The following is a 13,582-nucleotide window of genomic DNA, read 5'->3' as shown; positions in this document are numbered from 1 at the left end:
TGGATACAGGAAGTGTGAATATGGAGACGAATTCGCTGGCGTTGCGCGGCGTGCGTGTGGAGCATACGCGCGTGGCGCAGATGCCGGGGGAGCGGACGGTGCATGTGGACGTAAGCTGCACGCAACCGCAGCGTGCGACCCCGATTGATGAGCTGCTCGGCGCCGTTGAGGCATGCGTACAGCAGGAGTCGGGCGAGCCCGCCGCGCATATCGCGCATGCGGTGGCGGTGCGCGTGGCGCAGATCGCCGAAAGCGCGGACGTGCATGTGACACTGCGTGTGGCGGGGGAGGGCGGGACGCCTGCATACGCCGCAGCGGAGTGGAGCGTGCACATGACCGACGCCGACGTGCAGCCGACCGACGACGCCACGCTCCCCGTATGTACCGCGAGCCATGCGGCGGTCATCTCGCTCGAAAGCCGCGTGCCAAACGCCGCCGACGTGTTCCGCACGATGATTGTGGCGCTCGACGGCATACCCGGCAACCAAGTCGAAGGCATTTCGCCGCTCTACGCCGTGAACCACGCCGATGGCACCGCCGGCCGCAGCGCCGTCGTCGCGCTGCAGACCACGATGAGCGCCGCGCAACTCGAGCGAGCGCTCACCGCGCTGCACGCCGCGCATGAGGGCGCCGTCACCTGTCACATTGTGCAGATGGGCGGCATCGGCGACGAGGAACGCGCGGCGCTGGACACGGGTGACGCACAGCACCGCGCCGCCGTGCTCGCCCCCTGGATGGACATGGATCCGCAGGCCACGCTGCAGGGCGACCCGCTCGCGTTCCTGCTGGCTTCGGCGCCCGACGCCCCGTTCGTCGGCATGGAGTCCGACCATTGGATTATCGGAGGCGAATAATGAACGCACAACGCACACGCTGGTGGGAATACGCATTGGCGATCTTTGTGGGATTGCTCGCCGGTATCGGCATCGCCACCATCGAATCGCACCTGACGGTCTCGCTGACCGGGGCCCCATGGCCCGTGCCGGTCATCATGATCATCATCGCGCTCATCGTGCTGTATTGCGCATGGCAGGTGCACCTCTATGCCACGACCGAACCGCGCAAACGCGTCGGCATGAAGCGCATCGACCCGCAGCGGGCCGTCTATACGCTCGTCTTCGCGAAGACATTGGCGATCGCCGGTGCGCTGCTGCTCGGATGGTATGGCGGCGAGATCCTCATGACGCTCGGGCATCTCGACGCCACGTACTACCGTTCGATCGCCATCCAATGCGCGTTCGCGGCGGCGGTGAGCCTGTTCGACATGATCATCGGCATCGTGAGTGAGGGCCTGTGCCAACTGCCGCCAACCGAAGGGCCGGAGCACCCCAAGATGAAAGAACGGCGCCAACAGCAGGGGATTGCATAGTCGGCGCCGTTACGAGAACATAGGGAGTGTATGTCAGTCGTCGCTGGATTCGGGATCCGGCACGCGCACCATCGCCTCCTGCACAATCGCGGCCACGAGCGTGCCGTCCTGACGGTAGACCTTAGCGGTCGAAAGCCCGCGGCCATGGCCCGCTGTCGGCGTGTCCTGCACATACAGGTGCCATTGCGTCACATCCAGGTCGCGGTACCACCACATCGAATGGTCGATCGACGCGAACGAGATGCCCGGCGTCATCACCGTTAGCCCTGTGCGCCGCAGGATCGGTTCGAGCATGATTTGGTCGCAACCCAAGGCCAGCATGGCGCGGTGCATCGTCTGTGAAACGTCGCAGGAGCCATCGGCACGCATCCACACAAGCTGCTTGCCGCTGTCCCCCTCGTGACTGGACTTGTCGGGCCCGAGCAGGATCGGCTGCGACACGTAACGGATGTCAAACGGCGAGTTGTAAGCGTAGTATTTCGCGAAGCTCGACTTGTCGGCAAACGGCTCCATCAGCTCCTTCGAGCTCTTGAGCGATTCGGGTTCAGGCACATCCGCAGGCATCGGGTCGGCGTATTCCACGCCTTGCTGGCCCTTGGTCTGGAAACTCGCGATCGCGGTGAGGATGGACCCCTGCGATTGCGTCACATTGACGCGGCGGGACGAGAACGAATGACCATCGCGCAGTGTCTCCACGTCGAACAGCAGGTCCTGGTGGATGTCGCCGGGGGCGATGAAATAGCCGTGGATCGAATGCGGTTCGCGGTCGGGGCTCACCGTCTTCGACGCGGCGATCAGCGATTGCGCGATCACTTGGCCGCCATAGACACGGCCGGTGGGGAAGTACATGCTTTCGCCGTTGATGTAGGTGTGGTCGCGGTATACGGAAGGCGAACCAAGGCTCAGCACGCTGATCAGGCGTTGCAGCGGGGTTCCGTTCTCAGTGGTCATGGCGGGCAGGTCCTTTCGAGTCCAAACAAAAAGCCGTCGTGTGGGTTGCTGCTTGGCAGTCTAATGTGTTGGCGTTAAGAACGATGCGCGGAATGTTACGCTCAGCTGAAATACGCGAGTGGCGCACCACCGTGCAGTGGTGCGCCACATCAAGGTGTTGGCGTGTCTTCCGTGTGCGATCAGCGCGTGAGCTTGCGGTGCAGGCGGTGCGGGCGCGCCGCGTCCTCACCCAAGCGCGCGATCTTGTTCTCCTGATACGACTGGAAGTTGCCTTCGAACCAGTACCAGCGCGCCGGGTTCTCGTCATCGCCCTCCCACGCGAGGATATGCGTGGCGATGCGGTCGAGGAACCAACGGTCGTGCGAGATCACTACAGCGCAGCCGGGGAACTCGATCAGTGCGTTCTCGAGCGATTCGAGCGTCTCCACGTCCAGATCGTTCGTCGGTTCGTCGAGCAGCAGCAGATTGCCACCCTGCTTGAGCGTCAGCGCCAGGTTGAGGCGGTTGCGCTCGCCACCGGAAAGCACACCGGTGAGCTTCTGCTGGTCGGAGCCCTTGAACCCGAAGCTCGCCACATAGGCGCGTGTCGGCACCTCCACACCGCCGACCTCGATGAAGTCGTTGCCGTCGGAGACCGCCTCCCACAGGTTCTTGTTGGGGTCAAGCCCGGCGCGGTTCTGGTCCACATAGCTGATCTTGACCGTTTCGCCGATCTTGAGGTCGCCGCTTGTGAGCGGTTCGAGGCCCACAATCGTCTTGAACAGCGTGGACTTGCCCACGCCGTTGGGGCCGATCACACCGACGATGCCGTTGCGCGGCAGCGTGAAGCTCAGGTCGTCGATCAGTACGCGGTCGCCGAAGGCCTTGTGGATGTGCTCGGCCTCGAGCACCGTCGAGCCAAGGCGTGGCCCCGGCGGGATCTGGATTTCGGAGAAGTCAAGCTTCTTGGAGTTGCGTGCCTCCTGCTCCATCTGGTCGTAGCGTTCCAGACGTGCCTTGTTCTTGGCCTGGCGGGCCTTCGGCGAAGAGCGCACCCAGTCGAGTTCGTTCTTGAGGCGCTTGGCGAGCTTGGCGTCCTTGGCGCCCTGGATCTCCATACGCTTCGCCTTCGTCTCCAAGTACGTGGTGTAGTTGCCCTTGTATGGGTAGAGCTGGCCGCGGTCCACCTCGCAGATCCACTCCGCCACGTTGTCCATGAAGTAGCGGTCATGGGTCACGGCGATCACAGCGCCGGGATACTGGTGCAGGAACTTTTCGAGCCACAGGATCGACTCGGCGTCCAAGTGGTTGGTGGGCTCGTCGAGCAGCAACAGATCGGGGGCCTCAAGCAGCAGTTTGCACAGCGCCACGCGGCGGCGCTCGCCACCGGAGCACACGGAAACCGGGGTGTCGGGGTCGGGGCACTGCAGTGCGTCCATCGCCTGTTCGAGCTGCGAGTCGAGGTCCCAGCCGTTGGCGGCGTCGATTTCGGTCTGCAGCTTGCCCATCTCGTCCATCAGTGCGTCGAAGTCGGCGTCGGGATTCGCCATCTCCTCGCCGATCTCGTTGAAACGCGCGACTTTGGCGGCCACATCGCCGAACGCCATCTTGATGTTCTCGCCCACGGTCTTGTCTTCATCGAGCGGCGGCTCCTGCTGCAGGATGCCGACGGAGAAGCCCGGGGTCAGCGTCGCCTCGCCGTTGCTGACGGTGTCGAGCCCCGCCATGATTTTGAGCAGTGTGGACTTGCCCATGCCGTTGGGGCCGACCACACCGATTTTCGCGCCCGGCAGGAAGCTCAGCGTGACGTTGTCGAGGATGACACGGTCGCCGTAGGCCTTGCGGGCGTTGATCATCTGATAGATAAACTCAGCCAAAGTTGGTTCCGTTCTCTGTTGGATTGCTTCCTACATGGAAGCGGGCATACATGCATCGCCCATTATTCCAAAAGAGGTCTACAGCGTCCACCATCGCACTCAAAGACGTATCCCGGACATAAGCGCAGTCTGACGTCGAGTCGAATCAGCGCGCCGCTGTGGCCCGATGGTGTTGTTTATGCCAATGTCTCAGCGGTAACATGGATATGCTTCAGATTCGGAATACTTACGATGATTATCGGAGCACGGAAGGTGTGGGATTGGCTCGTGTATTTCTTGCTCGGTTAGGCGCAATAGGCATGGTTGTTTGTCTTGCCTGCGGACTGCTTGCTGGGTGTGCTCCAGTGGGATGGATTCGGACAACGGCGTGGAAGGACAGCGCATTGCATCGTCCATGTCGGACCATGTGCAGTTGTTACTGGACCTGAATCAGAAGAACCTTGACGGGCAGATGGACGGTACGCCCATGAGTGAGCATCAGGTGGCCATCCTGAAACGAGCACTGGCAGCCGGGGGAAGGGTTAGCCGGGCCGACTACGAGCAGGCATGGGCGAGCTACCGTCAATGCATTGTCGACAAAGGGTATGCTGCGCCGCCGGTTATGAAGGTCGGTGAGTTCTACCAAGCACAGTGGTCAATGGCATCCGTTGAAGGGCAGGAAGCGCGGGAGGAAAAACTGCGTGAGGATGACATGGCGTGTGGCAAATCGGAGATGCTGAACGTGAACGAGGTATACCAGCGCCAGCATTCGAATCCGAACCTATATCGAAATCCATCGGAGGGGGTGGATTGCCTGCATCGCAACAATCTGGCGAACAATCATGAGGCCATGGATATCCAGGAATACAAGCCGCCTGAATGGAGGCCATTCGGATAGGGGCGGAGCTGGATGGCCCTTGCGATGGGGATTATCACAGAGGCCATCCATCTTCCGGATAGGGACTAATCGTTGGAGGGGAACACTGCGTCGAGTGCCTGCTTGACGTCCGCGATGATGTCCTCGGCGTTTTCGATGCCGCAGCTCAGGCGCACCAGGTCGATGCCGACGCCGGCCTCCTCGAGCTGCTGCTCGGTCAGCTGGCGGTGCGTCGTGCCCGCCGGGTACAGCACACAGCTGCGCGCGTCGGCCACATGCGTGGCGATCGAGATCATCTTGAGATGGTCGAGGAACGCCGAGACCTTCTCACGGCCGCCGGGCACGCCGAACGCGATCACGCCGCATGTGCCGCTGGGCATGTACTTCTCAGCGAGCGCATGGTACCGGTCGTCGGGCAGGCCCGGGAAATTGACCCACGAGATGCGCGGGTCGTCTTGCAGGAATTCGGCCACGGCGAGCGCGTTCGCGCAGTGGCGTTCCATGCGCACGCCCAGGGACTCCAAGTGCATGCCCATGATCCATGAGTTGATCGGCGCGGGGGTGGACCCGAAGTCGCGCATGAGCTGCGCGGTCGCCTTGGTGATGAACGCGGCCTTGCCGAAGTCCTTCGCGTACACCACGCCGTGGTACGAATCGTCGGGGGTCGTCAGTCCCGGGAATTTCTCGGCGTGCGCCAGCCAATCGAAATTGCCAGAGTCGACGATCGCGCCGCCGACGCATGAGCCGTGGCCGTCCATGTATTTCGTCGTCGCGTGCGTCACGATGTCCACGCCGAATTCGATCGGGCGGCAGTTGATCGGCGTGGGGAAGGTGTTGTCGACGATGAGCGGCACGCCGTGGCGGTGCGCGGCGTCGGCGAATTTCTCAAAGTCGAGCACGATGAGCGCGGGATTGGCGATCGACTCGCCGAACACGGCCTTCGTGTTGGGCTGGAACGCCGCTTCGAGTTCCTCGCTCGAACAGTCGGGGCTCACGAAGGTGCAGGTGATGCCCATCTTGCGCATCGTCACGTTGATGAGGTTGAACGTGCCGCCGTAGATGGCGCTTGAGGCGACGATGTGGTCGCCTTCGTTGCAGATGTTGAACAGCGCGAAGAAGTTGGCTGCCTGACCGGAGGAGGTGAGCATGGCAGCGGCGCCGCCTTCCATTTCGCAGATCTTGGCGGCCACGGTGTCGTTCGTGGGGTTCTGCAGGCGCGTGTAGAAATACCCCGCCTCGGAAAGGTCGAAGAGTCGGCTCATCTGCTCGCTCGACGTGTATTTGAACGTCGTCGCCTGGATGATCGGCGGTGTGCGCGATTCGCCGTTGTCCGGCTGGTAGCCGCCCTGCACGCAGATGGTGTCAACATGTTCGCTCATGAGTCGTCTGTCTCCTCAACGGTCGGCCGCCCAAGCGCGGGCGGTGTGGATGTCTGTGTGTGGTTATTACACCACACACAGACATGGCGTCGGCGCGCATGTCCGTATAGTGCCGCAGGGCGCGTCAATCCGTCGAGATGCTGCAATGGCCGTCGTGCACGAGTTGCGCGGCGGTGTCGGAGGCTTCGGTCATCTCGTACCAAGGGGCGTTCTGCACGTTGGAGTTCAACATGCCGCGGTCCGCGTCGAAGTACAGGACGGCGTAGCTGCTGGTGAGCGCCTCATAGTCCACGCGCAGCGCCGGCTGGAGGGCGCCGCATATGCGGTGGATCATCGCGTGCGCCAGCCCGTGCTTGATGGTGTTGGGGTAGTGGGTGGTGGTCACATCGTTGCCCCAGTTACTCGAATTCTGGTTGATGTAGATGAGGTTCGGCGTCGCGGTGCAGAATGCGCCCAGTGTCCTTTCCTCGGAAAGGCGCGTCATCGTGCAATGGTCGTAGATGGACCTGTAGTCGTATGTCACGTTCAGCCCCACGGAGGCGATGAGTTGTTCGCCGCTCGCGAGGTAGGTACCGTCGGCCCCCATCTGGATCGGCACCGCCTTGATTTTCTTCTCCCAGTCCGCGGTGAGTGCGGGGATGTCCGGCTGGGAGGATTTGAGGTCGAAGGCTCCGGTGTACAGGTCGAGCACATTGCCCTCGGCATCCCTGAGTGTGGAGTGGAAGCCAAGGTCCTGACCATGGAGGAACTTCTGCTCCAATTCGTTGAGCGAGGCGATTTGCGTATTGTAATTAGGTCTCGATCTCGTCCGGATCGGTCGTGGTGTGTTCCCCGGCGGCTTCCATGTCGTCTTTGGCGTTGAGGAGGTAATTGTTCCATGCGACATAGTACTCCGCGCCTTTGCGGCTCAACTCGGGCAGCAGCGCAATCACGTCGTCGGGGACTTGTTGGTGTATTTGTTGACTTTGCTTTCCAGAAGCTCCTTGTATTTCGCGTATCCTTCGGAATCGGCGAACCGGTAGGACTTCTGGTTGTTCACCGTGCCGTCGTCATTGAGGTAATTGTCCGGGTCGTACCCGCGTGCGCGCAGGTCCTCGAGCGCGCTTTGGTCGTAGCCTCCCGGGTCCAGCGTTTGCGAGTTCGCGGAGGATTGCGCAACGGACATGGCTGTACGGCCCACCTCGGACATGAGCGTCCCGACGCCGACGCAGATGAGGAGCAGCAGGAACACCGCGCTGGCGATGACGCCAATCATCACATGGCTGTTGGAGCGTCGTGCAACAGACGGAGCGCTGGAAGGGAATGGGCTGTTCACGCTGGGCGGCCCCATTGGTGTGCGGTAGGGCGGTGCGCCGCCTGGCATGGGGCGGGAGCCGCCAGCGGGAATCGGGCCCACGGCCGGCGCCTGAGCGGGTCGCGCGGACTGCCGCCGCACTGCCTGCGCTGGTGTCTGCGGTTGTGGAAACTGTTGGTACCTCTGCGGTGAGTTGGTGTCTGGCCCGCTCATCGAACCCCCTTTGCCTGTGGTAGGCCAATCAGTCGCTCGTGTGATTGGCGATTGGTGCCATATCGTAACAAAGTCGTGATGCGCCATCATGTGCTTGAGCGCGGTTTTTTACCGGTTTCAGCGATACGCGTAGCATGGCCGGACATGGCGCGGTGACGAGGCGGTAGTGTGAACAGTAGTGGTGCGGACCATCCACGTCTCGCACCAGTCTGAACAGGAGTGATTCATGAAGACATCGGTGATGGTGTTCCATCCGAACATCGCGCGCTCGCGCGTCAATGCGGCGCTCATGGAGCGTGCCCAGAACGAGCCTGAGCTCGACTTGGTGGTGCGTGACATGTACGCGCTCTACCCGGATTTCCATATCAATGTGGAGGAGGAACAGCGGGTGGCCAACGGCGCGGACCGCCTCGTATTCCAGTTCCCGTTCTACTGGTACAGCGCGCCCGCGTTGATGAAGCAGTGGGAGGACGAGGTGCTCAGTTCGGGCTGGGCGTATGGGCCGGACGCGCGCATCGCCGGCAAGCGCATGATGCTCGCGGTCAGCACGGGCGGACTGGAAGACACCTATGCGGCGGACGGCAAGCACCGCGCCACGATGGGCGAACTGCTGTTGCCGTACCGCATCATCGCGCAGTATCTGGGACTGGAGTTCGAGGAACCGTTCATCGTGCACGGTTCCTATGCGCCCGAACTCGACGACAGCGCGCTCGCCGCCGTATCACGGGAGTATGTTGCTCGTCTGCGTTGATTGATGCGTTTCCCCGGTATTGTTTTCTGCGCCCGGCGCGTCGTGGCGCAGTGAAAACCCAATGATTGCAAGGCGACACGCCATCTTCGGTTTTATAGTTAGACGATTTGACAAAGCGCCTGGACTTCGTTTACACTCTCTTTGTAAGACGAATGAACAATAGTTCGTCGCAACGCACGATCAACAAAGGAGTGATCCATGGGACTGTGGGATATCGACAAGATCGAGTACGTCGGCCGCGGCAACGGCCCGGTCGAGGGACTCGGCTTCCAGTATTATGACGCCGACAAAGTCGTCGCCGGCAAGAAGATGAAGGACTGGCTGCGCTTCGGTGTCGCATGGTGGCACACCTTCGACGCGCCGCTCACCGACCCCTTCGGTGACGGCACCGCCCAGCGCCCGTGGGACGGCAAGTACTCCGACCCGATGGACAACGCGCTCGCCAAGGTGGACTACGCGTTCGAGTTCTTCACCAAGCTCGGCGCCGAGTACTTCTGCTTCCATGACCGCGACATCGCCCCGGAAGGCGATACGCTGCGCGAGACGAACGCCAACCTCGACCGCGTGGTCGACAAGATCGAAGAGAACATGCAGTCCACCGGCGTGAAGCTGCTGTGGAACACCTCGTCGCTCTTCACCAACCCGCGCTTCGTGGCGGGCGCCTCCACCTCGCCGTTCGCCGACGTCTACGCCTATGCCGCGGCGCAGCTCAAGCACTCCCTCGAGATCGGCAAGCGCCTGGGCGCCGAGAACTACGTGTTCTGGGGCGGCCGCGAAGGCTACGAGAACCTGTGGGTCACCGACATGAAGCGTGAGCAGGAGCACATGGCGAAGTTCTTCCACATGTGCGCCGACTACGCCAAGCAGATCGGCATGGACGCCCAGTTCCTCATCGAGCCGAAGGCCAAGGAACCGACGACGCACCAGTATGACTTCGACGCGGCCACGGCATGCAACTTCCTGCGCGCCTATGACCTGATCGACGTCTTCAAGCTCAACCTCGAAGGCAACCACGCGAACCTCGCCGGCCACACCTACCAGCACGAGATCCGTGTCGCGCGTGACAACGGCGTGCTCGGTTCGCTCGACGCCAACCAGGGCGACATGCTGCTTGGCTGGGATCTCGACGAGTTCCCGACCAACCTGTACGAGACCACCTCCGTGATGTGGGAAGTGCTCGACGAAGGCCAGATCGGCCCTCACGGCGGCCTCAACTTCGATGCCAAGCCGCGCCGCACCTCGTTCAGCGCCGAAGACCTGTTCCGCGCGCACATCGCCGGCATGGACTCGTTCGCCGCCGGCCTGCTCGTGGCAGACAAGATGCATCAGGACAAGTACATCGAGGACCTCGTGGCCAACCGTTACGGCTCCTACGATTCGGGCATCGGCAAGTCGATCGACGACGGCACCGCGACCCTCGAATCGCTCAACGACTACGCCATCGACATGCCGCAGTCCGAGATCATCGCATCCACGCACCCCGATCACCTCGAGGACGTGAAGGCGACCATCAACAACTACATCATCGACGCCCTGGCCAACGCCTGACGTCACACGGTCCGGCCGTCTGCCGCATGGACGGCCGGATCGTCCATCCAACCTCTGCGGTGCGCGGCATATGCAGTGCACCGCCGTATGGCATATGCCGCCAGTATTCTTCCTTTCCTTCCTTCCAATGAATCGCCGCCTGTTCTTTCCTTTCCTCTGCAGGCGCGATGCAGGCCCAGGGCCATCGGACCACACCGTGCACCCATACGCTCCGCGCGCATCCTTCCCATCAAACACACCGCGCGCGGGGGAGCACGGCGGTTCCCGGAGGCCCATGGGCTTTTTCCATACGGGCGGCACGACGGTGTGTTCGCCCTTTTGCTTGCGCAAGACGCGAGGCACATGGTGCACTGCCGAACCGAATGTACTGATATGACCGACCACTACCGATATGGAGGACCACGATGACCGCAACGACTGCGACCATGGACATCACCAATCCCGTACTGCGGGGCATGTACCCCGACCCAAGCTGGATGTGGGACGAGCGCGGGGAGCGCGTGGCCCTGGTGAATTCCTCGTTCGAACTGGTGCCGGGACTGCCGATCCATGTCTCGGACGATATCGCGAACTGGGAGCTTGCGGGGAACGCCGTCGACGAGGCAATGGCGCAACGGCTGCTGATCCCCTTCGTGCTTGATTCCGGGGGATTGTATGCGCCGACATTGCGCATGATCCGCGGGAAGTACGTGATCGCATGCACGGTCGCCCGCATCGATCTGGATGCGGCCGCCGCAGCTGGGGTCGATCCAGAGTCGATCGAGGAGGCCCGTGCAAGCCAAGGCAACTTCATCATCGAAGCCGATGCGCTTGAGGGGCCATGGCGCGGCCCGTACTGGATCGAGGGCGCCGAGGGTATCGATCCAGACATCTTCGAGGACCTTGACGGCTCCGTGTACTGGACGCAGACAAGGCCGGCCGTACGCCCGCGCTGGGAAGGGCAGACCGAGGTATGGGCCCAGCGGATCGATCCGGAGACGTGGCGGTTGCGCGCGTCGCGCGACACGGACGGCGATTATGGTAAAACGGTCCTCTGGACGGGATACGGCGTGGAGGCGGTGTGGGCCGAAGGGCCGCACTTGTACCGCATCGGCGATTGGGTGTATCTGATGACCGCGGAAGGCGGCACAAGCTTCGACCACAGCGAGATGACCATGCGCACGTGGGCACCCGACGGGCTCGGTTCGGCGATCGAATCCCTGCAGGGCCAAGCGCACGCGGACGGGGCCGAGCCGCGCGCGCCGCGTGCTGACGAACGGTCGGTTGTGGGGCGGTATGCGCGCCTGTTCCATCCGTGCAAGAAGAACCCGTTCCTGACACACCGGCATCTGGGTTTGGAGGAGCGCGTGCAGTGCGTGGGCCACGCCGATCTGTTGCATCATCCACGGCTCGGCTGGTGGGTCGCGTGCCTGGGTTCGCGCGAGACCCCCACCGCGGACCATGGGGCGCTCAGTTTCCTGGGCAGGGAGACCTTTGTGGCGCCTGTCGACTGGCAGCGCGATCCGGCGCAATGGTCACTGGAATCCAATGGGCCCGCGCAAAGGCGGACCGATGACCCGGGCTGGCCGGTGCTCGCCGGGGGAGCGGGGCGCTTGGCACAGACATTGCGCATCGATGCAGCGGACGGGACCCTGCTCGACATGTGCATCGGGCCGTGCGAATCGCAGGCTGTCGTCGATGCGCGCGTGCCTTTTACCGTCGGCGAGGGCGAAGCCGCGGCCGTGCGCGCGGATGGTGTGGTGTACCGGCGTATGCCTGAAGACAGATGCGTCGTGCTGTGCCCACCGCGTGGTACGGTGCGCATCCGGCAGGACGGTCGCCATACACTGAGCGTGGCGACCGATGGGGTGTCGGTGCAGTGGGCGCTCGGCGAGGGGACGGAGCGCAGGGAGGGCATGGTGCCGATCTCCGAGGGGGAGCCGGGATCGGTTATGCTCGTCTTCGACAAAGGCATGGCGCGTGTGGTCGTGGCGCAGTCCGCGGAACAGGCATGGGAGGCGCCGGCCGTCGAGGTGATCGACGTGGCGCCGCTGAGCACCGAATGGTCCGGCGGCTTTGTGGGGTGCCTCGTCGGTTGTGAGGCGTAGGCGGCGACTTAAGTGGATGGCTGGGCCGCTGTTGCGGCGGCCTTGGCCGTCTCGCCGTGCACCAGCCGCTGCTGTTTGCGCAGCAGCATCGCGAAATTGCCGAGCACCGGTATGAGCAGTCCGCATACCATGCCGATGTCGGAGGCGCGCTGGGCCGCCATCAGCGCGCCTCCGACGCCAAGCGGTCCGTGCTGCCGCGCACGACGAGCGTTGTCGGGAGGATCACATGGTGTTGCGTGGGGCGCCCCTCCGCCGTGTCGATGAGCATGCGCGTCGAGACCGCCGCCATGTCGTGCAACGGCTGGCGCACCGTGGTGAGCGCCGGCCCCAGGAAGGCGGATGTCTGCACGTCGTCGAAACCGACAACCGAAAGGTCTTCGGGGATGCGCAGACGGTTCTGCCGGGCGGCCTCATAAACGCCCATCGCCTGCAGGTCGCTGCCGGCGAAGATCGCGGTGGGGCGGTTCGGATTCTCCAGCAGCGCCATCGCCTGCGCATAGCCGCCTTCGGTCGTGAAATCGCCTTCCGTCACCAGTTCGGGGTCCAGCGCGATGCCCTGCTCGGCGAGCGCCGACGTGTAGCCGCCGAGCCTTGCGCGCGAACACATCATCTCTTCGGGGCCGGTGATGATGCCGATGCGCGTGTGGCCCAGCGCGAGCAAGTGGCGTGTCGCGAGCACGCCGCCGGCCCAGTTGTCCGCCTGCACGGAGAAGTCATCGTTCGATGGTTCGCCCGAAGGGTCGAAGATGACGTAGGGGATGCCATTGGCCTGTAATTTGGCTTTTTCGCTTTCGGTGAGATTGGCGAAGATGAAAATGACGCCGAATGGCCTGCGCCGCAACATCCCGGTGATCCAGTCGTCGTCGGGGTGTTGGCGTGTGCCACTTTCCGTTGTAATGACGCTGATGTCGGGGGAGTGCCTTGTCTCATGCAGCACGCCGCGCAGCACTTCGAGAGCCCAGATTGTGTCGAGGTCCTGAAAGACCACTTCGATGTACCTTTGGCCGGCCGCTTTCTGGCCGCGGCGCTGGTAGCCCGAGGCCTTGAGTGCCTGATCGATGGCTGTGCGGGCTTCGTCGGAGATGTCGGACCTTCCGTTGAGCGCCTTGGAGACGGTTGCCAACGAGTAGCCGGTGTGCTTTGCGATGTCCGCCAATCTGACTTTGGATTCCGACATATGGGGCTCCTTTGCCGCCAATGAATGGGTGTGATACTATCTGCCATGATAACGAAAGTTTCGTGTCTTCGCAAACGAAATGAGACGCTTGTTGTGAAAAT

At 62.7% G+C, this 13,582-nt stretch carries 14 protein-coding genes; 6 read left to right on the top strand and 8 right to left on the bottom strand.

The window, feature by feature from the left end:
• Positions 1-20 precede the first annotated feature (20 nt).
• Together OU02_RS08220 and OU02_RS01310 are read left to right on the top strand one after the other, a co-directional pair.
• Positions 21-854 carry a hypothetical protein gene (locus OU02_RS08220; RefSeq protein ID WP_051918164.1) on the top strand — a complete coding sequence of 278 codons (834 nt, stop codon included), beginning with the start codon at positions 21-23 and terminating at the stop codon, positions 852-854.
• The gene (locus OU02_RS01310; protein ID WP_033488402.1) at positions 854-1,369 is read left to right on the top strand and encodes a DUF3180 domain-containing protein; all 516 of its coding nucleotides are present in this window, start codon (positions 854-856) and stop codon (positions 1,367-1,369) included. Before OU02_RS08220 ends, OU02_RS01310 begins: the two co-directional genes overlap by 1 nt.
• A 33-nt stretch (positions 1,370-1,402) precedes the next feature.
• On the opposite strand, the gene OU02_RS01305 is transcribed toward OU02_RS01310, so the two are convergent.
• On the bottom strand, positions 1,403-2,320 hold the full coding sequence (locus OU02_RS01305; RefSeq protein WP_033488401.1) for an acyl-CoA thioesterase: 918 nt from the start codon (positions 2,318-2,320) through the stop codon (positions 1,403-1,405).
• Positions 2,321-2,499: 179 nt separating this feature from the next.
• A complete protein-coding gene (ettA, locus tag OU02_RS01300; protein WP_033488400.1) occupies positions 2,500-4,176 on the bottom strand; it encodes an energy-dependent translational throttle protein EttA in 1,677 nt (558 codons plus the stop codon).
• A 349-nt stretch (positions 4,177-4,525) separates the two neighbouring features.
• Here ettA and OU02_RS01295 point away from each other — a divergent pair, with 349 nt between their 5' ends.
• Positions 4,526-5,053 carry a hypothetical protein gene (locus OU02_RS01295; RefSeq protein ID WP_152593120.1) on the top strand — a complete coding sequence of 176 codons (528 nt, stop codon included), beginning with the start codon at positions 4,526-4,528 and terminating at the stop codon, positions 5,051-5,053.
• Between the two features lie 65 nt (positions 5,054-5,118).
• Here OU02_RS01295 and OU02_RS01290 read toward each other — a convergent pair whose 3' ends face one another.
• The 4 genes from OU02_RS01290 to OU02_RS01280 all read right to left on the bottom strand — a co-directional run bounded on the left by OU02_RS01290 (position 5,119) and on the right by OU02_RS01280 (position 7,666).
• Positions 5,119-6,411 carry an O-acetylhomoserine aminocarboxypropyltransferase/cysteine synthase family protein gene (locus OU02_RS01290; RefSeq protein WP_033488398.1) on the bottom strand — a complete coding sequence of 431 codons (1,293 nt, stop codon included), beginning with the start codon at positions 6,409-6,411 and terminating at the stop codon, positions 5,119-5,121.
• A gap of 124 nt (positions 6,412-6,535) precedes the next feature.
• Positions 6,536-7,171, bottom strand: a complete 636-nt coding sequence (locus OU02_RS01285) for a hypothetical protein (protein ID WP_033488397.1) — start codon at positions 7,169-7,171, stop codon at positions 6,536-6,538.
• A gap of 31 nt (positions 7,172-7,202) precedes the next feature.
• Positions 7,203-7,343 carry a hypothetical protein gene (locus OU02_RS08810; protein WP_155270054.1) on the bottom strand — a complete coding sequence of 47 codons (141 nt, stop codon included), beginning with the start codon at positions 7,341-7,343 and terminating at the stop codon, positions 7,203-7,205.
• Positions 7,340-7,666, bottom strand: a complete 327-nt coding sequence (locus OU02_RS01280; RefSeq protein WP_033488396.1) for a hypothetical protein — start codon at positions 7,664-7,666, stop codon at positions 7,340-7,342. Before OU02_RS01280 ends, OU02_RS08810 begins: the two co-directional genes overlap by 4 nt.
• Positions 7,667-8,144: 478 nt before the next feature.
• Here OU02_RS01280 and OU02_RS01275 point away from each other — a divergent pair, with 478 nt between their 5' ends.
• From OU02_RS01275 to OU02_RS01265, 3 genes are all read left to right on the top strand, one after another.
• Positions 8,145-8,669: an NAD(P)H-dependent oxidoreductase gene (locus OU02_RS01275; RefSeq protein WP_033488395.1), complete on the top strand. Its 525-nt coding sequence runs from the start codon at positions 8,145-8,147 to the stop codon at positions 8,667-8,669.
• A 198-nt stretch (positions 8,670-8,867) separates the two neighbouring features.
• Entirely contained in the window at positions 8,868-10,217 is a 1,350-nt protein-coding gene (gene xylA, locus OU02_RS01270; RefSeq protein WP_033488394.1) for a xylose isomerase, read from the top strand.
• 404 nt (positions 10,218-10,621) lie between these two features.
• A complete protein-coding gene (locus OU02_RS01265) occupies positions 10,622-12,304 on the top strand; it encodes a glycoside hydrolase family 43 protein (RefSeq protein ID WP_033488393.1) in 1,683 nt (560 codons plus the stop codon).
• Positions 12,305-12,312: 8 nt separating this feature from the next.
• Here OU02_RS01265 and OU02_RS08805 read toward each other — a convergent pair whose 3' ends face one another.
• Both OU02_RS08805 and OU02_RS01260 read right to left on the bottom strand, forming a co-directional pair.
• Positions 12,313-12,465 (bottom strand): hypothetical protein, encoded by a 153-nt coding sequence (locus OU02_RS08805; RefSeq protein ID WP_155270055.1) that lies wholly within the window; start codon positions 12,463-12,465, stop codon positions 12,313-12,315.
• Positions 12,465-13,481, bottom strand: coding sequence for a LacI family DNA-binding transcriptional regulator (locus OU02_RS01260; RefSeq protein WP_033488392.1), 1,017 nt, complete (start codon positions 13,479-13,481; stop codon positions 12,465-12,467). Before OU02_RS01260 ends, OU02_RS08805 begins: the two co-directional genes overlap by 1 nt.
• Positions 13,482-13,582 lie beyond the last annotated feature (101 nt).

The organism is Bifidobacterium pseudolongum subsp. pseudolongum DSM 20099 (genome assembly GCF_000771225.1).
GTDB lineage: Bacteria > Actinomycetota > Actinomycetes > Actinomycetales > Bifidobacteriaceae > Bifidobacterium > Bifidobacterium pseudolongum.
Note: the sequence above shows the minus strand (reverse complement) of the source record. Positions and strands in the feature narration are given on the sequence as shown.